Raw genomic sequence first — 22,455 nt, 5'->3', positions numbered from 1 at the left:
TCGGTGGCATAAAGCCTTTCTCTGAATTTCGTGTATAATATAAAGGTTCGGAATAAAGGTTCGGCGGTTGAGAAAGGATGATACCATGTTCACCATTACCGGTTACAGCGTAGCGCTGGTGAAAGACCCGTTCGGCATTTTGTCCGGCAAACGGTACGAGTTTATACTGGATATCGAAGTTGAAGAGGATGACGAGCTGTACTCCGAGCAGGGGTTATATGTCCGCGTCATTTACGGCGTGGATGAGGACCAAGCTAGCATCGTGAAGCACGAAATTTTCGAGCGGACGACGGAGCAACTGCTCGATTTTGAATTGGAAGACGACGAGTTGGAAGTGGTCAAAGCTTTCTGCGAGGAGCATGTCGGGAAAGTGGAGTAAGAAAGTACAAGAAAAGCGCGCGGCGTAAACATCGTCGGCGCTTTTTTTGCGTTTAAGGCTTGGGAGCGGCAGAACCGAGTTTTTCGAGGCGAAGTAAATCGGAATGACAGGAAGATCTTGCATAAATATACCTTCAGCCAGATGTAAAATGTCAAAATGCTTGTTTTCGTCCTGTTCAGTTTTGCATAAATCAAACGGATCATTCAATAAATATTTATTATTCATACTTGAATACTTTGTTATTGAACATGGTATTGATATTATTTGGAAATAAATTTTATCGTCAGCCACTTTTGATCGTATTTTTGTTAGATTTCATAAGCTTTCTACAATTTATATTCAACCCTTGGATAATTCGGAAAATGTAATCGTTTGCTTTTTAAATCCGGGCATTCATCGTTAAGTGAAAATAAATGAAGTACTAGATGAAAATAAGCCTTTTCACATGGTAATCGGTAAGTTAAAATATCTGTAAAAGACAACCAATTCTAACGACGAACTAAAGATTCGCGAACTAGTCGTCCGTAACCTCAAGAGGAGTGTCCGCCCATGTACCCAAAATATCAAAAACGTAATACCACAGCTTTTACCGCAGCTTCTTACTTCGCACTGGCCGCAGGCATATTCTTATATTGTCTCGGCATATACAATGCGGAGTGGGAATTAAACGTAAAAGGGTACTACTTGTTATGTATGTTCTTAATTATCATCACAAGTATCGCGACCCAAAAGGTGGTCCGGGACAATGCCGAGGACAAGGAGCTAAGAAGCGAAAATCCTAAGCATCGTATGCGCAACACTCCCGCTTTCACTGGAATGGCGGTCGCAGGGTTGATCATCGGATTCGCTATGTTTTTCATCGGTTTGTTTAATGCCCCGTTCGAATTGAACGTAAAAGGCTACTATATTGCCGTTATGCTGCTGATTTCCTATAGTGCGATCGGGGTACAAAAGGTGACCCGCGATAACGCTGAGGACAAAGAGATGATGGATAATCAAAATCTGAATGGATAACTCCATAGCTATATTTTAAACCCGCCTGCACGATAGGCGGGTTTTTCCGACTTTAGCACAAGGTTAAACCCGCGGCGGCTTCCCGGGTCTGGGCAACGAAACATGAATCCTTTGGCATTTCCCATTCAAGATGAAAAAATGATAAAATGGAATATAGTACCAAAATATTGGGGGCGAAGGAGGCCGAATGAATCGTGGCACGGATTTTATTTATGAATGGCGGGGCGGAAGGACATGTGAACCCGACGGTAAGTGTCGTGCGGGAGCTGGTTCAGCGCGGAAATGAGGTTGTTTATTTCACGACGGAATATTTCAGGGAGCGCTTGGAGAAGGTAGGGGCCGAGGTTCGCGCCTATGATTTTCACCGTTTCTTCGAGGGGTTTTTGAAGCACGGTATCCATCCGCTCGACAGAGTCAACGGTATGCTAGAGGGGGCGGAGGCTCTTATTCCCTATGTCTTGGAAGAGGCCAAAGCCAAACCGTTCGATTATATCGTACACGACTCCATGTTTGGGGGCGGGCGGCTGATGGCCCATTTGCTGCAACTGCCGGCGATCAACTCCAGCTCGTCTTTTGCGATGATGGCAGCGCATTTTAAGCATTTTATCGAGCGTCTGGATGCCTTTGTTCCTTCCGGCTCGTCTGGGCAGCAGGCACAAGAGGATTTCGACCGATTGGCGGCCAGGCTCCGGCGCGACTACGGCTACGTCATCCATTCGCCTTATGAGGCGTTCTTCAACCCCGAGCCGCTGACGATCGTATATACCTCCCGATTGTTCCAGCCCAAAAGAGAAGATTTTGACGATAGCTACAAATATGTTGGCCCTTCCGTGTCCGCACGTCTGCATGGAGAGCCCGAGATGCCTGAACTCGCGGGGAAATCCGTCATTTACATTTCGCTAGGGACGGAGTTCAACAAGGATATTGACTTTTACCGAAGTTGTTTTGAAGCGTTCGGGGGTTCCGGCAATACGATCGTGATGTCGGTCGGCCGACAGACCGAGATTGAGTCGCTCGGCGCCATCCCGGACAATTTTATCGTCCGTCCTTATGTTCCTCAGCTTGAAGTGCTTCAGCATGCCCGTTTGTTTATTACCCACGGGGGAATGAACAGCACGAACGAAGGCTTGTCTCACGGACTGCCGCTGGTGCTGGTCCCGCAAGGGGCCGATCAGCCGAGGGTGGCCGAGCGTGTTGCCGAGCTTGGAGCGGGCGTCGCGCTTGAGAAAACCGAACTGTCGGCTGACCTGCTGCGCGATACGGCGAACCGAGTGCTGGAGACGCCTTCCTATCGCGAAGCGGCGGCCCGGGTGGGCGAATCTTTGCGTTCGGCAGGCGGGGCCCGGCAAGCCGCGGACGAAATCATGAAGTACGTCTCGCAGGTAAACGTAGGGTAAGGCGCTGGAAGGAAGGAATTTGAAAGTTTAGTAGAGGAACAGGGGCCAGCATGCGACTCTATGGACTATGAATAGACTCGTCGTAAGTTTCGTAACAAGCGAAAACCCACCGCATAATAGGTTGACCGCCTACGGTGGGTTTCGTTGCGTCATGCAACGAATAACTCATCGATTCGTTCCGCCATTACCTTTCTCAAGTAGTTGAACGTTCGGTCAATTTTTGATAGAATGGGAACATGCGTAATTTTTGGAGGAAGGATATCATAAGAGGGAAGTGTGAACAAAATTGAAAAGTAATTATATGATTTTTGCCAGTATGTATCGTTATACTAGTGACTTTATCGTGCCTGCTTTAACAAACAAATTAAAAGACGAATTGCTGTCTGTCTCCATGGGCGGCGGCACTTTGGGGAAAATGGCTCTGAAAGCAGGTCTCAAAAGCAATTTTGATATTACAGATGAACAAACACTTATCGATGTTATTCAACAGTTGGATGCAAATCGATTTGTAAGTTCTCCTATCGTATCCATACTGATCAAAATTTATTTGGATAACAAGGATAACTTTACCAACCTGTCTGCCGGTTATGTTCATGAAAATTATTTGAATGAAGACCAAATTTCCGAAGTGATGAGTATTTATCATAAGAATATAGATACGAGCCTGTCCTCCGAAGATAAGCTGGAAATGATGAATGCGATCCAAGAAAGTCTCGAACATATTTTTGGCGATGATGATCATTCCAGGATGATATGGCATCGTTTTTTTGGTGTGTATGAAAACTTACTGCCCTATGCTCAAAATGTAGGGTTCTCCGGCTTTGATTATGCAAGAATTATCGATCTAATCGGCCGCTCCTATAACGTAGGTTATATTAACGATGAGCAAGCTTTGAAATTGTTAAGGCTTTTCGGCCCGTATATTGAAAATCTATACGGTAGCTGGGAAGTTTTCTTATCAAGCGCCATTTTAGGTAAACAATATATGATGTTCGATGGCTCTGTTGGAGGCATGTTTATTAAAGGTTCAGCCGAGTACATAAGCGATATATATGGCCTGATCACAGCTCCTTCCCAACCTTTGCTGGCATCCGATATTTGGGCGGACAGTGATTTCAAGAGCTTGGAAAAGGCTTTGGAAACCTATGTAGATATGGAGAAAGAGCAGAAGAAAAAAGAATACTACGATGCCGATACAGCAAATAGACAGCAGCAACTGGGAATGGAGAAGAAGTCGGTTGAATTATACGAGCGGTGTATTCTTGATGAAGCCGTGGAACACAATGTAACGCCTTTTTTGGATGTGAATGAATCGGAAAGAAGTTTTAAAATAGCGAAAGATGATATGGGGAAAGATGACGGATATTTCTGGTTATTTGTACAAGCATCAGGTATAAGTTTCGGTGAAGACGAGGTTCCCTTTTTCTACTGTAGCACTTTAACCAATAGCGAAAGAACAGTGTTTACGAATAAAGCGATTTATCTGTTAAAGAAAAAAATGTTCAGGAAGCTTAAGATCGACCGACTGAGTTGGACGGACCCGCTTCATTTTGAAGCTGCACTGAGTTTTTCAAATGAATTGAGTATAAGATTAAATGGACATCTTGTAAGCCAGTGTTTTCCTGATTTTAAGCAGACAAAGTACAGTAAAGCGATTTCTAGCGCCTCTACTAAAGCGGCTAACGCTATGGTCGCGGGTGAACTGAGAAAAATCGAGAAAATATTTTCAGAGATTAAAAACAAACTATGAGATGATTCAGGTAGCGCATTCATTATGAACAGGAAAGCCTATCACAAGGAGGAAAAAAGATGTCACAACAGCGAGAAGAGTTAGCGATGCAATGGCGGCAGGAGGGTAAGCGGTATGCTGCGGATGTGAACGAGTTTGTAAGGATTGGAATGGAGAGCAACTGGCAGCAGAAACAGCCGGAGCCGAAAGAGGACAAGCGCCATCAACTGGCTGGCAAAGTAATGAAAGAAATCAAGGCAGCCAACGAGACTGGAGACATCGCGGAGCTGCGCTCCCAATTCCCGCCTGCCACTTGGCCTTTTTCCGATATATATCAGGACAAAATGCAAGGCGTAGAGCCTATCGCAATCATGCCTAATGGGGGCATCCTCTTCCAAACCAGCGATTCCGCGCAGCCGCAAATCTATGTAGCGGATGCGACTAGCATAGAGGCCTTTGCTGATATTTACAGTGCAGGCGTCTCTCCTGATCGAAAATATGTAGCGCTGGCAGACGACAAAGAGATTCGTGTTCTAGCCGAGCCGGATCGTAAGCTCAACGGTACCGTAGCCGCTCGTTATGAGTGGGCTGCGCTGCAGCGGCAAATAAAAGAGATTTTACCTCAATACGAGTCACTCGCCGATGCTGAAATGCCTGCAAGAAGCCTTATAAAAATGGTTCCTTTCGCAAACGGACAGTCTCTCTTGCTCGTATCGAGCGGGGGAACCTTTCTTGTGGAGCAGGAGCATGTGACTCTACTCCATCCTGATCCGGCTACATATGGAGATGACGAGGAGGACGAGGAAGACCGCTATATCGGTGATGCCATGGTGCATGGGGCAGTCTCGCCGGACAATCGCTGGATCGCCTTCGGCAGCCAGAGCAGTGAGCATTTGCTGCTCGATATCGAGGAACGGGTCGTTCATGAGATCGTGCCTACATCCAGTTACCCGCATTATTGCACCTTCTCTCTGGATAGCCGGGAGGTCTGGTTCAATGCCTGCCATTTCTATAACGGGGAGACGATTAAAGTTCCAATCGCCGAGCTGACAGACAATACAGTCGACAAGGAATGGCCAAGCATGAATGAAGAAATGCGGGTATACGCCGCGGCTCCAGTATCGAATGGCCAAATTCTCGGCGACGCTTACGGTTACTTGCGCCTTATTAACAGCGAAGGTGAGGAGATTTGGCGCTATTTTGTCGGCAGTACGATTACCGGTCTTGCCGTGTCGGCTGATGAAGCGCTGCTTGCCGTGGGAACGTACGGCGGCATGCTGCATTTCATTGATTTGCAGAGCGGAGAAAAGGATGCGTATACGATCGGCACTGCACCGATCCAGGAGATGGCCAGATGGATCATCTGGAAGGACGAGGCGCCGCTGCGCTGGTAGCTGGAAATGTTGTACCCGCTGCTCATCAGAGCATGGCATGCCATTGCTCTGGTAGGCAGGGGTTAACGTATTACCGCAGCTTTCGTACGCGCGAGCCGATCATCGACAGCTCCGCGACAGCGAGCAATCACGTTTCACCTGCTGCTTCAAAATCTTCCCGCTCGCATTCCTTGGCAGTTCATCTACGAAGGAGTAAATACGCGGACACTTAAACGTAGCCAGATGTTCGGCGGCAAACACGCGCAGCTCTTCCTCAGTAACATTTTCCTTAAGCACAAGCACCGCTTTGACGGTTTCGCCCCACTCTTCATGAGGAACACCAACGACACAGGATTCCAAAACGGCGTCATGCTTGGCAAGGACTTCTTCGACCTCACGCGGATAAATGTTCATACCACCGGAAATGATGATATCCTTTTTGCGGTCCACGATGTAAATATAGCCATCTTCATCGCGATAGGCAATGTCGCCTGTGTACAGCCAGCCTTCCTTGATGGCCGCGTTCGTTTCCTCCGGGTTATTGTCATATTCAAGCATGAGGCTGTCGCCGGATAATACGATTTCGCCATATTCATTTGGAGCGCTATCGGTGCCATCAGGACGAACGACCCTGATTTCCATATTAACGGTAGGGTGCTTGCCGATGCTTCCGGCTTTCTCCAGATGTTCCTCAGGATATAAGAGGATGCCATTCGGTCCTGCTTCTGTCAGCCCATAAACCTGATAGAAGTTTTCATTCTGGAATGCTTTTTTAACTTGATGATAGGAGGCGAGTGCAAGCGGCCCGCCACCGTAAGCGAATACGCGCATGCTTGATAGGTCATAAGAGGACAAGTCAGCATCCTTGGCTGCAAGCAAATAAGCAACCGGTGCAGCAAAAGAGAAGGTCGTCTTTTCCTGGTGTATCCAGTTCAGGAACCCTTTTGGCGTAAAATCTCCAATAACATGTGAAGCTCCACAGTAAAAACCGCTCATGAAAAATGTATTTAAAGGTGCTGAGTGGGAGAGCGGCATCAGCGTGAGCATGGAATCTTTATGGGTAAGGCTGAAATTAGCGGAAACAGCCGTAGCAATCGCGAGGATGCGGTCGTGGTTAAACACGACCCCTTTGGGTGTGCCGGTTGTACCTGAAGTGAAAAGAATTTCGCAAACATCCCGCGAATCCATTGGCATATTCAGATTCTCGCCTGAAAAAATTGCGGATGCTTCTGCGCTTTCCGGAATGGAAAAGCAGTGCTTCAAGCTGCTGCCAGCTTTTAGCGCTGCAACCGTTTCGGAATGCTCATTTTCATACAGGACTCCAGCTGTGTTCGAATTTTGAAAAATAGCCGTTAATTCCGTAGGGGTCAAACGGATATTCATTGGCATCGGAATGGCGCCGATTTTCATACATGCGAAAAAAGCATAAAAGAAGTGCTCATGATTTCGCGACATCACGGCAATCCGGTCGCCGCGCTGGACGCCTTCATCCTGCAAATACCTTGCCAACCTGTTGGCGATTCTGTTCATGTCTCCGTAGGTAAGCCGGTTCGTAGCCGTAATAAAGGCGTCCTTATCAGGAAACTTTCTTGCGTTCCTTTCCAATACGCCATGAATCGTTGCCCCCACTTTGCTCAACCCCTTTAAAAATCAATGATGCTCAGCTGTCTTGGTCTGGCTATTTTCGTACTTTTCCTTATAAGTCAAAATGTCTTCCCGCAGCCATTTGTTATATCTCCCTAGTTGACGTTAACGTTACCTGAATTTTATAATAATTCTGAAAATTACATTTTGTCAACTAAAAAAGGAGTGATTTTCCATGAACGCAACTTCCCAGAACCAGCAGACGGGAGGAAGGAATGCATACACCTTTGACGAGTTTTTGGATCGGCGCAGTAACCTGGATTGGTATAAGGATGATCCTTTTTTGCAAAAAGCCCTAAACAAATTTGCAGGCCCTCACTATGAACAGATACATCATGAGCTGCTGAATTTTTCTCCGGCCGTTTCGTCTCAATGGAACATCCTTGCCGAGAGGGCAGCGAGACCTGAAGTCCGCCCATATATGCTGCACTATGACGCTTTCAACCATAGGATTGACCGAATCGTCCGGCCCATGGAAACCCTGCAGCTTGAAAAAGAAGTGTTCGGCGAAGGCCTTTTTTCGAGCAGCATGCAGGCCTGGGAAAGCTTTGCGAAGCGCATGCTTATTCATCAGCTTGGAGAAGCTGGCGTTACCTGCCCGCTGACATGCACGCTGGGATTAATCGCACTCCTTGAACAGTATCCTAATGAAGATCATCCGGAACTGCAGGAAATCTTGCAGCATACGAAAGAAGGAAGAAATGGGGATTTCGCAATCGGAGCCCAATTCATGACCGAGATTCAGGGCGGATCGGATTTGCCGGCCAATGTGCTGGAAGCCGTGCCGGATGGCAAAAACTATCGCTTATACGGGAATAAATTTTTCTGTTCGGTAGCCCATGCGGACTACTCAGTTGTCACGGCGAAGATTTCCGGTACCGATACCGTTTCGACGTTTATTGTGCCATCATGGCTGCCAGGGGATAAAGAAAAGGAAAAGCGCAATGGTTATGAAATCAATCGAATCAAATGGAAAATGGGAACGGCAGAGCTGCCGACAGGAGAAATTCAGTATGACGGGGCACAGGCTTATCAGGTTGGTCCTGCAGGAAAAGGAGTCGCAGTTGCCGTTGGAATTGTCCTGACTTTATCACGCCTTGAAATTGGCATTGCCTGCGCGGGTTTCATGCTGCGTGCTGCCCGGGAAGCAAACCTTTATGGCGATTTCCGCACTGTTTTTGGAAAAAAGGTGAAAGATTACCCGCTATCAGCCAGAACCTTACAACGGATTGAAAACGCCGCACAGCGCACGACAGCAGGCGCCTTTAAGATCTATGGCCTATTCCTGCGTCTGGATCAGCCTCTAAACGCGGGCATTCCAGTCGATCAGCCGCTTGAACTGCGAAAGCAGCTTTTTAATTTGAGAGAGCTTGTTCTACTGCAAAAAATCTGTACGACGAACGAAGGGGCAGAGGTTCTGCGGGATGCCATCTCCGTTTTTGCCGGCCATGGGGTCATGGAGGAATTCTCCTCACTGCCGCGAATTTTCCGTGATATCGTTGTCAATGAGCAGTGGGAAGGTCCGCGCAACTTACTGCTGACCCAAATCTACCGCGATATTCAGAGAGTTGCAGATTGGTATCCGCCAGCAGATTTCGTGGGGAACGTGCTGGCAGGCGCATCTAAGGAAACGATGAATCGATTCACTGAGCAGCTGACAGACCTGCTTCAGCGTCCGGTATGCGGGGAAGTCAGTGACGCATCGCTTGAAGCTGCTGAAGAATGGGATACGTTCTGTGATTCCTTTTTCAAAGCGTATCAGACGATCGCGCTGGAGGAAATTTGATCGCAGGTAAAAGTAGGGGAAGACGCTAGAAGGAAGGGGCTTGCACTTATGCGCAAAGGAGCTTCTCGGTTGTTATCCGGGAAGCTCCTTGTTTTACTTTCCGCTTCATGTGGAAGATTTTGTAGAGGAACAGGGGGGAGCATGTTATAATCGACACTATGGACTATGAATAGTGGTGGATGTTTTCGGACCACGGCGCAGCCTCCCGAAAGGGGGTGACGCCGATGGTCAACCTTGTGGCGCTTTATGATGTGCTGCGTTGGATCGTGACGGTTCTAAGTCTTGTGCTTGGTATCCGTAAGCTCTATCGCTGGACACGTCGTAAGTTTCGTAACAAGCGAAAACCCACCGCGTAATAGGTTGACCGCCTACGGTGGGTTTCGCTGAACTAAAATTTTGTTTTGGCGCGCCGTGGTGACCCACAGCCTTTCAGGTCCTAAGAGTCTTTACCGTTCGCAGCGGTGAAGGCTCTTTTTAGTATACGGATGAACTGGATGTTGTTATGCAGTTAGCTTCGAAACAACATTGATGTTGTCTTTATTTTATCACGGCATTTTACGTCATGCAACGTATAACTTCCTAGGTCTGGAGCTTCTCCGCTGTTATCCGGGAAGCTCCTTTTTTACGCTTCTTTTTTGTCTTCAGGTTCATATTCAATTAATTCGGACAAGGTGCATTGGAAGGTATCGCATAGCTTGAATAAACCTTTGAACGACAAGTATTACCGCAGCCTTCGTACGCGCTCTTTGCGCAGCAAATAGACGAAATAGGGAGCGCCGATGATCGCGGTCATGATGCCGACCGGCACTTCCCGCGGAATCACGATGATGCGACCAAGGCAATCGCCGAGCAGCATCAGATCGGCTCCGATAAGCGCGGCAAGCGGAATGAGCCACTGATGCCGGCCGCCAACAAGGCTGCGGGCCATATGCGGCGCGATCAGCCCGACGAACCCGATGGCTCCGACCGCCGATACGGAAATCCCGGCGAGAGCAACCGCCAACAGCAAGAGCCAGAAGCGCTGACGAACGACGTTTAAGCCGAGGGAAGCGCTCGTCTCATCCCCCAATTGAAACACATTCAGCTTCGCAAAGCTCCCCCAAGCGATTGGCAGAAGAACGGCGATCCAAGGCAGAAGGGAAACGACCTCCCGCCAGCCCCGGCTCCACAGGCTGCCCGACATCCACAGCAGCGCCATGTTGACGTTGGTCGGGTGGGTCACGATCAAGTACTGGATGCCGGCCTGAAAGACGGCGCCGACGGCTACGCCGACCAGAGCCAGAGAAGCGGGGCTTAACGTCAATCTGCGGCTCAGCAGCATGAGGATAACAAAGGCCCCGACCGCTCCAGCGAAAGCCGCTGCCGGTATGACGTACCCCGGCGATTGGGGAAACAGGAAGATGACCGCCGCCGCCGACAATCCGGCTCCTTTCGTAATCCCGATCACGTCGGGACTGGTGAGCGGATTGCGGACCAAGCTTTGGAGAATGACGCCGCTGACCGCAAGCCCGAACCCTGCCAGAATGCCGACGATCACCCGGGGCAGCCGAACCTCATGAACGATAAAATAAAACGGGCCGTTTGCGGATAGCAAGCTCGGTCCGATATCCCGCACGGGAACGGAGACGGCTCCGACCGCGACGGATACCACGGCTAACAGGATCATGATCAGTAATGCAGCGCTTAGAGCGATACCTTTTCTCACCGGTGGGTCCCTCCTTTGCGCCGGGCCAAATACACGAAGAACGGACCGCCGATCACCGCAGTGACAATGCCTACGGGGGATTCGAACGGAAACGCGATCATGCGGCTGAGCAGGTCGGCATACACGAGCAGCGAGCCGCCAAGCAGCGCGGTGAGCGGTACCAGAACACCCAGACGGCTGCCAGCCAAGGCGCGGGCGATGTGCGGGACGATCAGGCAGACGAATCCGATCGGTCCGCATACCGCGACCGCCGATCCAGCCATGAGCAGAACGAGCAGCACGGCGATGCCTCTGATGACCGCGACCCGTTGGCCTAAACCGGCAGCAATTTCATCGTCGATCAGCAGCAGGCGGAAGGAAGGGAGCATGACGGCAAGCAGCAGCAGGCTGCCGAGGAAGAAGGGCAGGATCATGCGCACCTCCGGCCATCCCGCTTGATTCACCGACCCGACGAGCCAGAAGATCATGCTCTCTGTCGAATACTGATTCAGGATAATCAGACCTTCCGTCAGGGACGCGAGCAGGAAATGAACCGCAATCCCCGCCAAGGCCAAGCGGACATACTGCTTATGCTCGTTGCCGGTCAACGACCAGACCAGCAGCGCCCCGGCCGCCGCTCCTGCAAAAGCGAACAGCATCGAGCCCATAATCGACAGCTCCGCGACCGCCAGCAATCCGAACACGACGGCCAAGGACGCTCCGGCGTTAATGCCGAACATATGCGGTGACGCCAGCGGGTTTTTCGTGGCGAGCTGGGTCAGCAGCCCGGCCAACGCCAGCAGCATGCCTACGATGCATGCCGTCAGTGTGCGGGGCAAGCGCAGCGTTTGGATATAGAGATGATTTTTGTCCTGGCCTTGATAGGTCAGCGCTTCATACAGCGTGCGCCACGAGATGGGAGCTTGTCCCCATTTCAAGCTGAGCAGCAATCCCGCGGCCAAGATGAGAACCGAAATGGAAAAAAGGAAGAGCAGAAACCGGGTCCGGCTCTGCTGCTTCATCGGTTGGATAGTGCGATCCATGCAAGTTATTCTCCCAATTGCTTCACGATATCTTCCGCAATTTTCTCCGATCCGAGCATGCCTCGTGACAGCGACCAGTCGCGCCGTTCCACCGTAAACACTTTGTTGCTCGCGACGGCGTCAATCTTTTTCCATAACGGATTGCTTTCCCATTGATTCACGATCGTCACTTTATCCGTAGGCATCAGGAACAGCACTTGCGGGTTCGTTTCGACAAGCTGCTCCAAGGTGAGCTGCGGATAGGCGGCGTCGTTCTTAACGGGATCGGTGAAGCCCAGCATTTTTACAATGGAGCCGGTGTACGAGTGGTCCGAGTGGGCGAAGAAGCCTTTCGGGTTCACGACAGCCGGGAGTACGGTCGATGTAGCGCGGCTGATTTTCTTCTTGGCCTGCTCCATTTTCGTCTGATGCTCCTGCAGGCGCTTTTTCCCTTCTTCTTCCTTGCCGACCGCTTTGGCTGCGATCATGTAATTATTCAGCATTTGGTCGTAATCGGCTTGAAAATCGTTCAGCACGAGAATCGGCGCAATGGCTTTCAGTTGGGTCAGCGCATTTTTGTGCTTGTTGATATCGACGATAATCAGGTCGGGCTTCAGCGAGCTGATCAATTCGATATTCGGCTCATAGCGGGACCCGACGGAGGTGTATTGTTTCAGCTGGCTTTTGACGGAGTCCATGAACAGCTCGGGCGTACCGTCGTCGGCAATTCCGATCGGCTGTACGCCAAGCGTCACCAGCATATCGGTGAAGCTGAAATCCATCGTCACGATGCGTTCGGGCTTCTTCGGCAGGGTGACGGTTCCGGTCGCGTCTTCTACGGTGATTTTCTCGTCTTTCGGAGCAGTGGCTTGTCCGCCGGTTTGGCCCGGTTGGGCTTGATTCGAGGCCGGTTGGCCGCAAGCGGCAAGCGCGATGACGAAAACGAACAGCAAGGTGGTGCGCAGTGTGCGGTTGATCCAAAGGTGCATGTTGCTATCCCCCATGATAATGATAATTATTCTCAGTTTATTGTAGTCGCATCTTCGTACTTAGGCCATGTCCAGTTTTAGGATGGGGCATGTTATATTTTTAGATTTCGGGCCGGTTTCGTTGAAAGGCCGTTGGGGAACAGCCCACTTCCTGTTTGAAAATGCGGCTGAAATGAAAATAGTCCGCGAAGCCGACCCGCTGCGCGATTTCTTTGGCGGGCAGACGGGTTTGCAGAAACATCTGCTGCGCCTTCTGGATGCGGAGACGGCGCAAATAGTGGGTCATTGTCGTCCCAGTATGCTTTTTGAACAGCACCGTGTAATGTCCTTCGCTCATTCCTGCCCGCTGGGCGAGCATCGGGAGCGTGAGCTTCAGCATGTAGTGCTCGTTGATATAGGAGAGGGATTCCTTGATGGCGAGGTCGGACGACGGTTCCTCTTGTCTCCTGTGCGTTTCGTACAGAAATATAAACAAGATCCGCTCCAGAATGAGACGTTTTCTGAACAACTGCACGGCTTCCTCTTCTTCGGAGTCGGTGCGGATTTCCTCGGCGGTGCGGATGAGCTCGTCCAGCATGTATTTGATCTTCACTTCGCTGTGCGTCCGAAGCGGGCCATACATCGTCCAAGCGCTGTTCTCTGGGAAGACACGGTAGGTGATGACGGCATACTCGGCCTCCTTCGTCTTCGGCACTTGGAGGTCGAAAGGGCTGTGCGCCGGATGGCAGGCGAAGCCCTTCGTGACGACAACCGGCTCATGGCCTTGGGCTGATAAAGTAACGTGTCCGCGGAGGACAATGATGATCCGGTGGCTGTCCGGGCCGCAGTCGATGAGCCGGGAAGCCGTGCCGGAATCGACAGTCTCGAATACCGGAATCATCGCGGCAAGTTGTTGAAAATGCATAGAGACGCAGCCCTTCTTTCCGTCAAAGTTTCTGTGCAAAGCCATTCCGGGTGCCCGGTCATCGGCTACCCTTGATAGTGACATATTTCTCAGGGGAGACACAAGAGGGGGAGAATGGAAAGCGGAGCAACTTAATGCAGCGCTGCGCCAAGCGCAGGCTAGTCTGGCAATCGAAGGGCTTGCGGTGCCGGAAGAGGGTCAGGAATTAGTCCAGAAGCGACTAAGGGGGAGATTTCTCAAGCTGACTTCTTGAAGGCGGCTCTTGAGATCGCGACCCGTGAATGATTTCGTTCATCAGGTTAAATATTAGTACAGTGAAGTAATCGAAAATAAGTTGATGTTAGATGGATAGGCCGCCATGCGTTGGTAGGCCTTTTTTCCATTTCTAACTCGAAGGATAATAATTCATTAATATGGTTTAAATTCAATATTAGGTATTTATAGAAAATAAATTCCAATCATGTTACAATGAAATCTAACACCAGAGAACATGGAGGTAATGAAGACAGGGAGGATGAGGAATGAACGCAATGCCTTCAGGAACATTTCCGCTGACGCAAGCGCAGAAGCGGATCTGGTTCATGCAAAAGATGCATCCCGATTCCGGTTTCATGAACTTTGGTTTGTCCGTTCAATTTTTGACGCATGTGTCTCCCGATTTGTTGAAGAAAGCCATCGCCCAATTCATGTTGGAAAATGACTCCATCCGGCTCTCGATCACAACCTCAGCCTCGAACGATCCCGGCATGCCCCGACAGTATATCAGCCCGGAAGATCCTCCCGATATCCCGCTGCTAGATTTCCGCAACGAGCAGGCGCAGGGCCAGGCGGCTCGCCTGTGGATCGACGCTGCGACCAGACAGCCTTACTCGCTTGAAGCTTCCCGACTCTATGATTTTGCTCTCCTCCGTCTTTCCGACACCGAATCATGGTTGTATCTCAAATGCCATCATATCCTTGGAGATGGTACCGCTCTCGTGCAGGCCGGGGCCGACATCGCAGACCTTTATTTGTGCTTGGCCCGAGGGCAGGCACGGGATTTTCAAAAGAAGCCTTCCTATCTCGAAGCGATCGACCGGGAGCGCGCGTATCTGGAATCTGACCGGTATGCGCAGGACCGCCAATATTGGGACGAAAAGTTCCGGACAATGCCGGAACCGCTTTCTTTGGCCCGAACCGGAAATCCGACGGGAAGCCTGGAAAGCGGCCGCTACGGGTTCGCGATTGACGGCAGCCGGAGGGAGCGCGTCGATGCCTTCTGCCGGGAGGCCGGGGTCAACCCTTCGGTTTTCTTTCTTGCTCTTTTCTACGCCTATTTGTACCGGATGACGGGCCAAAGGGACATCGTGCTCGCCAGTATAACCGGGAACCGGACGAGCCCCCGGGACAAACACACCTTCGGCATGTTCGCGGGTGTGGCTGCTTTTCGCTACGAAGTCGATCCGCAGCATGCTTTTACATCGCATTGCCAAGCCTTTGCCAAAGCCTATACGCGCATGCTGCGCCACCAGAAATACCCCTATAACCAGCTCGTGGCCCGAACGAGGGAGCGTCATCCGATCACGGGGCCGTTGTACCATATCGGGACGGAGTTTCAAGTGATGAATTTCCGCAAAGAAGACGAGATCGGCGTTGCGAGCGAAATTCATTTCAGCGGCTCGATCGCGGATGAATTGCATTTTCACGTTAAGGATCATACGGATTCCGGTATGTACCGGCTGGATTTCGAATACCAGCGGGCACTGTTCGGCGAAGACGAAATTGCGGCGCATGGCGAGCGGTACATGAATCTGCTGGACGATGCGCTGTCCCATCCGGAGCGCGCCGTGGCAGACCTGTGTCTTCTATCGGAAGCCGAGGCCAGGCGGATTTTGACCGATTTCAACCGGACGGAGCGGGATTTCGGAACGCAGCGCACGTTTGCCGAGCTGTTCGCCGGGCAGGTCGGGCGGACGCCCGATGCGGTCGCGGTCGAGTTCGGGGACGAACGCCTGACGTATCGCGAGCTGGAGCAATGGACGCGCCGGCTGGCGCACGGCTTGCGGAGCCGGGGCGTGGCGGCGGAAAGCGTCGTCGCGGTGATGCTTCCCAAGGGGCCGGAGCTTATCGCTGCGATGATCGCGGTTCTCCGCGCAGGAGGAGCGTATTTGCCGATTGATCCGGATTATCCGGCGGAACGGATCGCTTATATGTTGAACGATTCACAGGCTCCATTCCTTATAACAAAAAGGGGGATCGGACAAACCGTCGCAGGTTGGATAGGCGAGGTCATTCTTGTTGAGCCGAAGGAAGCGCATGGAGGTGCGGTTGAAGAGCTGAAGGACGTTCATTGGCCCTTCCCCGGGGAGGGCGATCTTGCTTATATCATCTATACCTCCGGCTCCACCGGGCAGCCGAAGGGGGTCATGATCGAGCACCGGGGACTCGGCAACCTCATTCATGCGACGAAGGATAGGCTGGGGCTATCCGGCCGTACGAGGATTTTGCAGTTTTCGTCGTGCAGCTTCGACGCCTCCGTGGTGGAAATTTTCCCCGTGCTATGCAGCGGGGGAACGCTTGTGGCCGACACCCGCGAGGCCATGCTGCCGGGCAAGCCGCTGGTCGAGCTTATCGGTAAAAAAGCCGTCAATGTGTTTATACTCCCGGCATCCGTACTCGCTATGCTGTCGGAAGTCCCGGGCAGTGCGGGCGCCTTGCGGACGTTGGAGACGGTGATCTCGGGGGGCGAGCCTTGTCCTGCCGAAATCGCTGCCGCGTGGAGTGTCAACCGGCGCTTTATCAACGCCTACGGCCCGACGGAAGCCACGGTATGGGCAACCGATCGAACGTTCGATGGCGGCAGGCTGCCGCCGGATATCGGGCGGCCCATTGCCAATACGCAGGTATATGTGCTGGACGAGAACCGGAAGCCGGTTCCGGTCGGCGTCGCTGGCGAGATGTATATCGGCGGAGCGGGACTGGCCCGCGGGTATTGGAACCGTCCCGGGCTGACGGCCGAGCGGTTCGTGGAGGCGGAGCTTGACCTGCCTGTGCCGGGAGCCGTCCGCTTGTACCGGACGGGAGACTTGGCCCGCTATTTGCCGGACGGAAGTCTGGAATATATTGGGCGTGCGGACCATCAGGTCAAAATTCGCGGCCACCGCATCGAGCTGGAAGAGATCGAAACCGTGCTGGGTCTGCACCCGGAAGTCCGGCAAGCCGTGGTCGTCGTTCATGACGATGGCAGCGGCAAGCGGCTGGTTGCTTTTGCGATCCCGGTCGCGGACGGGACGGACAAGCCGCAAACGGCGGAACTGCGCGCCTATTTGCAGGAACGGCTTCCCGCGTTTATGGTGCCGCATTTCGTCCGCGTGGTCGACCGGCTGCCGCTGACGCCGAGCGGCAAAGCAGACCGGGCCGCTTTAAGCAAGCTCGGCTTCGAAGAGCCGGCCGCGAATGAAAGCGCAGCTCCGCTCAATCAAGCGGAAGAGGTGCTGACGCGGATATGGAAAGAGACGCTCGGCTTGTCGCGGGTGGGCGTTCAGGATCACTTTTTCGACTTGGGTGGAGATTCCTTCCGGCTGCTGCGTGTTCATCAGCGCATCAGGGAGGCGCTGGACGATTCCGCGACCGTCGTTGACCTGTTCCGTTTTCCCACGATTCGTGCGTTGGCGGGTCACTTGAACCGGAGGCAGGGGGAAGAACTGGAGGAAGTGCCCGAAAGCGGCAGCAAAAGCAAAAGCGCGAACCGTATGGCGTTCCAGCGGAAGGAAGAAATAGAAAGGCAGAAACGGCTTAGAACACAGAGGAGGTAAAGAGCTTATGGAAGCGATTGCGAGAGACGGAGAACTGCGGGGAATTGCGATTATCGGGATGGCGGGACGCTTTCCGGGGGCGGGCGATTTGGAGCAATTTTGGGCCAATCTGCGAAACGGGCAGGAATCGATTACCTCCTTCAAGGAGCCGGAGAAGAACCGGGTCCATGCCGCGGGGATTTTGGAGGAAGCGGCCGACTTCGACGCCGCCTTCTTCGGGATGACGCCGCGGGAAGCGGAGATGACGGACCCGCAGCATCGGTTGTTTCTGGAATGCGCTTACGAAGCCTTGGAGTCGGCGGGATATCCTCCGACGAGGTGCACCGAGCGGGTCGGGGTGTACGCGGGCAGCGGGCAGTCGGATTATCTCCAGCATGTGCTGAGCCATGACGAGCTAGTGGAATCGTTCGGACCGTTCCAGATCGGCATCGGCAATTACCCGGACTTTCTCGCTACCCGCGTCTCGTACAAGTTGAACCTGAGCGGCCCGAGCGTCGCGGTGCAAACGGCCTGCTCCAGCTCCTTGGTGGCTGTCCACATGGCGTGTCAGGCGCTGCTCACGTACGAATGCGATATGGCGATCGCGGGCGGCGTGTCGGTCAAAGCGGACCAAACGGCAGGCTTCGACTATCAGGAAGGGGGCATACTGTCGCCGGACGGGCGCTGCCGCGCGTTCGACGCCAAGTCCCAAGGCACGGCGGTCGGGAACGGGGCCGGGGCCGTCTTGCTGAAGCGGCTGGATGAAGCTGTGTTGGACGGGGATACGATTCTGGCCGTGATCCGCGGTTCGGCGGTCAATAACGACGGGGCGCAGAAGGTCGGGTATACCGCCCCCAGCGTGACACGGCAAGCCGAGGTCGTCAAGGAAGCGCTGGCCGTCTCGGAGATCGACCCAGCGACGATGACTTATATTGAGGCTCACGGGACGGGCACTGCGCTGGGCGATCCCGTCGAAGTGGCCGCCTTAACGGAGGCGTACCGCGAGGCTACGAGCCGAAAGCAATACTGCGCCATCGGATCGGTCAAAACGAACATCGGCCATCTCGACGGCGCCGCCGGGATTGCCGGACTGATCAAAACGGTGCTGTGCCTGCAAAATAAAATGCTGCCGCCGAGTCTGCACTATACGGAGCCGAATCCGAAAATCGATTTTGCGAGCAGTCCTTTCTATGTGAACGACCGGCTCAGGGAATGGAACACGGACGGGTGTCCCCGCCGGGCCGGGGTAAGCTCGTTCGGCATGGGCGGCACGAATGCGCACGTCGTGCTGGAGGAAGCGCCTTTGACGGAAGTACGGTATCCGGAGGCGGGGGCCGCGTTCGCCAATGTGGAGCCGGAGACGGACACGGGGGCCGCCGATTGGAACGTCCTCGTCTTGTCTGCCAAAACGGCCACGGCCTTGCGCCGGAAGACGGAGCGGTTGATCGGCTATTTGCAAGCGAACCGGGACGTTCCCTTATCCGACGTGGCGTATACGCTTGCCGCAGGCAGAGAAACGTTCGCCCGGCGGCTCGCGGTGGTCGGCCGTGATTTCGGGACGGTGGCGGACGGATTAAAAGCGAAGCTTGCGGACCTGCCGCCGTCCGGTCAGGGCGCTCAAGAGCTCGCGGGCGGCGACGTACCGCCGCTGGGCGTGACCTTTATGTTTACCGGACAAGGGGCGCAGCACATCTATATGGGCGCCGAGCTGTACGAATCCGCGCCCGTGTATCGCGAGCAGGTGGACTGGTGCGCCGAACGGCTGCAACCGCTTCTCGGCCTTGATCTGCGGAATGCGCTGTATCCGCCGCCATCCCAAGCGGAGGAAGCGGCGTCCCGGCTTCGCCAAACCGCTCTGACGCAGCCTGCGCTGTTCGTCCTCGAATATGCTTTGGCCAAGCAGTTGGAGGCTTGGGGCGTTCGTCCGCAGGCGATGATTGGCCACAGCATCGGCGAGTATGTGGCCGCTTGCTTGGCGGGAGTCATGGCCGTAGACGATGCGCTGACCGCCGTTGCCGCGCGCGGAAGTCTGATGCAGGAGATGGATCGCGGGGCAATGCTGGCAATCGCGCTGTCCGAGGTGGAAGTGCGGGAGCTGCTGGCCGCCACGTGCCCGGAGCTGTCCGTAGCCGCCGTGAACGGCCCGACGTCCTGCGTGGTATCGGGACCCTTCGCGGCGATCGAACAGCTGGAGCAGGCGCTCGGCCACAAGAACGCCGTATCGAAACGTTTGGTGACCTCGCACGCTTACCATTCGGCGATGATGGAGCCGATGCTCGAACGGTTCGCCGGGGTCATGCGGGGGATCGCGCTGCACGCGCCGCAGCTTCCGTACGTCTCGAATGTGACCGGGACGTGGATTACGGCCGGGCAAGCGACGGACCCGATGTATTGGGTCCGGCATTTGCGGGACACCGTCCGCTTCGCAGACGGAATTCGCCTGCTGTCGGAATCAGGGCGAGCAGCCTTTCTGGAGATTGGCCCGGGGCAGTCTTTGACCTCGCTGGTCCGGCAGCAAACCGCCCGGAGCGCGACATCCGGGGCGTTGGCCGTCAACGCGCTGCCCCCGGCGGCAGCGGGCAAATCCGCGTACGCCAGCGTCCTTCAGGCGCTGGGCGAGCTGTGGTTCGCAGGCGCTGATATCGATTGCGCCGCATGGCATGAAGGGAAAGCGCGCCGGCGCGTGCCTTTGCCGACATATCCTTTCGAGCGTTACCGCTATTATTTGGAGAAAAAGATTCGAGCCGTCCCCGCCGCTTCTGCCGATGCGGCCGCAGCCGTCGGACAGGAGCGCCAGGCGGACATGGCCGACTGGTTTTATGCTCCGGTATGGAAACAAACGTTCCTGCCTCCGCAGCGACCGGCCTCTGGAGCCGCAACGCCGCACAAGCGGACGTATCTGCTGTTCCATGACCGGTATGGGCTGGCCGATGCCTTGAGCGAGGGCTTGAAAAGCGAGGGACACGAAGTCGTCGCCGTGCTCGAAGGCGGCGGATTCCGGCAAGTGGAGGAGGATGTCTTTACAGTCCATCCTGCACAAGGCCGGTCCTATGAGGAGCTGCTCCATGCTTTGGCGGCACAGCAGCGCTTCCCGGATACCGTTGTTCACCTCTGGAACGTCGCCGAACCGGAGGAGGGGGATGTTTCTGTCCCCATTGCACAGCGTTACGCCCGGTCGCAGCAGCTTGGGCTGTACAGCTTGATGTATTTGGCCCAAGCAATCGGCATGCAGGCGGCGGCGAAGCCGACGGAGCTGATCGCGCTGACCGGCAGCCTGCAATGGGTCGCCAACGAGCAGGTACGGAGCCCGGAGCGGGCGACCTTGCTCGGGGCGCTGCGAGTCATTCCACAAGAGTACGCGCAGATTCGAACGCGCGCCATCGACGTGAGCTTGGCCGATCTCGCTTCGGCTTTCTCCGGGCGCTTGACCCGGCAGTTGCTTCAGGAGATCGAGCACGGGGGAGAGGACTTTGTCGTTGCGTACCGGGGGATGCAGCGCTTCACGCAACTCTACGAAGCGGTCAAGCTGCCGGAAGCCGGTCCTGCGGACGCCGCCTTCCGCGATGGAGGCGTGTATCTGGTGACGGGGGCAACGAGCGAAATTGGCTTGCGGCTGTGCGAGGAAATCGCCCGGACGGCGAAGGTTTCTTTCGTGCTGATCGGGGATGCGTCGTTCCCGGACGCCCGCGAGTGGGAGCATGACTTGCTGCATAGCGGGGAGTCGGACGATACAGCCAAGATCATCAAGCGCATCCGTGCGTTGGAGCAAAACGGAACGCCTCTGCTCTACGCCAGCGCGGATCTGACGGATGAAGCCGGGCTGCGGGACATTGTGCGGCAAGCGGAGCGGCGGTTCGGGGCGATTCACGGCGTGCTGTTCGCCCAGGAGCCGTACGGCTCAGGCTTGATCCAGTTCAGCGACCGGGAGCGGTCCGAACGGGTCGTTGCGCCTCAGGCGCTGGGGCTGCTCATCTTGGAATCGCTGCTTCGCTCCCATCCGCTGGAGCTGATGATCGTGTTCTCGCGCACGATCTCGTTCACCGGCGGCGTCGGACTGATGGATCAGTGCGCGTCCCATCATTTTGTCGATGCGTTCGCCAAGTGGCGTGCGGCCGCCGGAGGCCGAACCATCGCCGTCAACTGGGGTATGTGGCAGGACGATGTCTGGGTTCGGAAGCAGACGGAGCTCCCGGAGGACGTCAAGGAGCATATGCTCCAAATGCAGGCGGTATTCGGAATTATCGGAGCGGAAGGGCTGGAGGCGATCCGGCGCATTGCGGCCAGCGGCCTGTCCCAAGCCGTCGTGTCCACGCAAAGCATTCACGATGCGGCGGGCAACGGATGGCTGAACGCCGCGGGCCACGCTGCTTCGGATAGCCGAAATAGCCGGGCAGATGCGGTTTATCTAGATGGCGAATCGTCTCAAGAACCGCCGCAAACCGAGGCGGAGCAAAAGATTGCGGCGATCTGGGAGACGCTGTTCGGGATTCCGGGCATCGGCAGACAGCAGAGTTTCTTTGATTTGGGCGGCAATTCGCTGCTTTCGATCCAGCTTGTTGCCCGGCTGCGGCAAGCGTTTCATGGTGACATCCCGATGGATGTTATTTTCCAATCGCCGACGATTGCCGAGCTGGCCGAGTCGATTGCGCAGACGCAGGTCAAGCCGGAGGAGCTGGACGAAATCGAACGCTTGCTCAGCGAAATCGAAAATTTGCCGCAGGACGAGCTGATGCAGCTATTAAGCCGCGAGGGATAAGGAGA

Annotated in this window: 15 protein-coding genes; 9 read left to right on the top strand and 6 right to left on the bottom strand. The window is 54.1% G+C overall.

The features are described from left to right. The first annotated feature begins 85 nt into the window (after positions 1 to 85). From BLO51_RS17775 to BLO51_RS17755, 5 genes are all read left to right on the top strand, one after another. On the top strand, positions 86 to 379 hold the full coding sequence (locus tag BLO51_RS17775) for a DUF6509 family protein (protein ID WP_090674030.1): 294 nt from the start codon (positions 86 to 88) through the stop codon (positions 377 to 379). A gap of 549 nt (positions 380 to 928) precedes the next feature. Then, entirely contained in the window at positions 929 to 1,393 is a 465-nt protein-coding gene (locus tag BLO51_RS31235) for a YiaA/YiaB family inner membrane protein (protein ID WP_090674028.1), read from the top strand. A 194-nt stretch (positions 1,394 to 1,587) separates the two neighbouring features. Next, positions 1,588 to 2,790 (top strand): macrolide family glycosyltransferase, encoded by a 1,203-nt coding sequence (locus tag BLO51_RS17765; RefSeq protein WP_090674025.1) that lies wholly within the window; start codon positions 1,588 to 1,590, stop codon positions 2,788 to 2,790. 301 nt (positions 2,791 to 3,091) lie between these two features. Beyond that, positions 3,092 to 4,540, top strand: a complete 1,449-nt coding sequence (locus tag BLO51_RS17760) for a DUF1266 domain-containing protein (RefSeq protein WP_090674023.1) — start codon at positions 3,092 to 3,094, stop codon at positions 4,538 to 4,540. Between the two features lie 59 nt (positions 4,541 to 4,599). Beyond that, positions 4,600 to 5,913, top strand: a complete 1,314-nt coding sequence (locus BLO51_RS17755) for a WD40 repeat domain-containing protein (protein ID WP_090674021.1) — start codon at positions 4,600 to 4,602, stop codon at positions 5,911 to 5,913. 99 nt (positions 5,914 to 6,012) lie between these two features. Here the strand turns inward: BLO51_RS17755 and BLO51_RS17750 are convergent, their stop codons facing one another. Next, positions 6,013 to 7,521, bottom strand: a complete 1,509-nt coding sequence (locus tag BLO51_RS17750; RefSeq protein ID WP_090674019.1) for a class I adenylate-forming enzyme family protein — start codon at positions 7,519 to 7,521, stop codon at positions 6,013 to 6,015. Positions 7,522 to 7,711: 190 nt separating this feature from the next. Between BLO51_RS17750 and BLO51_RS17745 the strand changes: the two genes are divergently transcribed. Together BLO51_RS17745 and BLO51_RS30865 are read left to right on the top strand one after the other, a co-directional pair. Further along, the gene (locus tag BLO51_RS17745; protein WP_090674017.1) at positions 7,712 to 9,322 is read left to right on the top strand and encodes an acyl-CoA dehydrogenase family protein; all 1,611 of its coding nucleotides are present in this window, start codon (positions 7,712 to 7,714) and stop codon (positions 9,320 to 9,322) included. Positions 9,323 to 9,546: 224 nt separating this feature from the next. Then, on the top strand, positions 9,547 to 9,678 hold the full coding sequence (locus BLO51_RS30865) for a hypothetical protein (RefSeq protein WP_281180383.1): 132 nt from the start codon (positions 9,547 to 9,549) through the stop codon (positions 9,676 to 9,678). Positions 9,679 to 9,944: 266 nt separating this feature from the next. Here the strand turns inward: BLO51_RS30865 and BLO51_RS17740 are convergent, their stop codons facing one another. The 5 genes from BLO51_RS17740 to BLO51_RS17720 all read right to left on the bottom strand — a co-directional run bounded on the left by BLO51_RS17740 (position 9,945) and on the right by BLO51_RS17720 (position 13,921). Beyond that, positions 9,945 to 10,040 (bottom strand): helix-turn-helix domain-containing protein, encoded by a 96-nt coding sequence (locus tag BLO51_RS17740; protein ID WP_245719721.1) that lies wholly within the window; start codon positions 10,038 to 10,040, stop codon positions 9,945 to 9,947. Positions 10,041 to 10,043: 3 nt separating this feature from the next. Then, positions 10,044 to 11,027, bottom strand: coding sequence for a FecCD family ABC transporter permease (locus BLO51_RS17735; RefSeq protein ID WP_090674015.1), 984 nt, complete (start codon positions 11,025 to 11,027; stop codon positions 10,044 to 10,046). Further along, positions 11,024 to 12,049, bottom strand: a complete 1,026-nt coding sequence (locus tag BLO51_RS17730) for a FecCD family ABC transporter permease (protein ID WP_090674014.1) — start codon at positions 12,047 to 12,049, stop codon at positions 11,024 to 11,026. The genes BLO51_RS17735 and BLO51_RS17730 overlap by 4 nt, the downstream gene beginning before the upstream one ends. A 5-nt stretch (positions 12,050 to 12,054) precedes the next feature. Then, positions 12,055 to 13,017 (bottom strand): ABC transporter substrate-binding protein, encoded by a 963-nt coding sequence (locus BLO51_RS17725; protein WP_090674013.1) that lies wholly within the window; start codon positions 13,015 to 13,017, stop codon positions 12,055 to 12,057. A 100-nt stretch (positions 13,018 to 13,117) separates the two neighbouring features. Further along, positions 13,118 to 13,921: a helix-turn-helix domain-containing protein gene (locus BLO51_RS17720; protein ID WP_090674011.1), complete on the bottom strand. Its 804-nt coding sequence runs from the start codon at positions 13,919 to 13,921 to the stop codon at positions 13,118 to 13,120. 521 nt (positions 13,922 to 14,442) lie between these two features. Between BLO51_RS17720 and BLO51_RS17715 the strand changes: the two genes are divergently transcribed. Then, positions 14,443 to 17,715 (top strand): non-ribosomal peptide synthetase, encoded by a 3,273-nt coding sequence (locus BLO51_RS17715; protein ID WP_090674009.1) that lies wholly within the window; start codon positions 14,443 to 14,445, stop codon positions 17,713 to 17,715. A 7-nt stretch (positions 17,716 to 17,722) separates the two neighbouring features. Further along, entirely contained in the window at positions 17,723 to 22,450 is a 4,728-nt protein-coding gene (locus BLO51_RS17710) for a type I polyketide synthase (RefSeq protein WP_090674008.1), read from the top strand. Positions 22,451 to 22,455: the final 5 nt, after the last annotated feature.

Origin of the sequence: Paenibacillus tianmuensis, assembly GCF_900100345.1 — a bacterium.
Lineage (GTDB): Bacteria > Bacillota > Bacilli > Paenibacillales > NBRC-103111 > Paenibacillus_G > Paenibacillus_G tianmuensis.
Note: the sequence above shows the minus strand (reverse complement) of the source record. Positions and strands in the feature narration are given on the sequence as shown.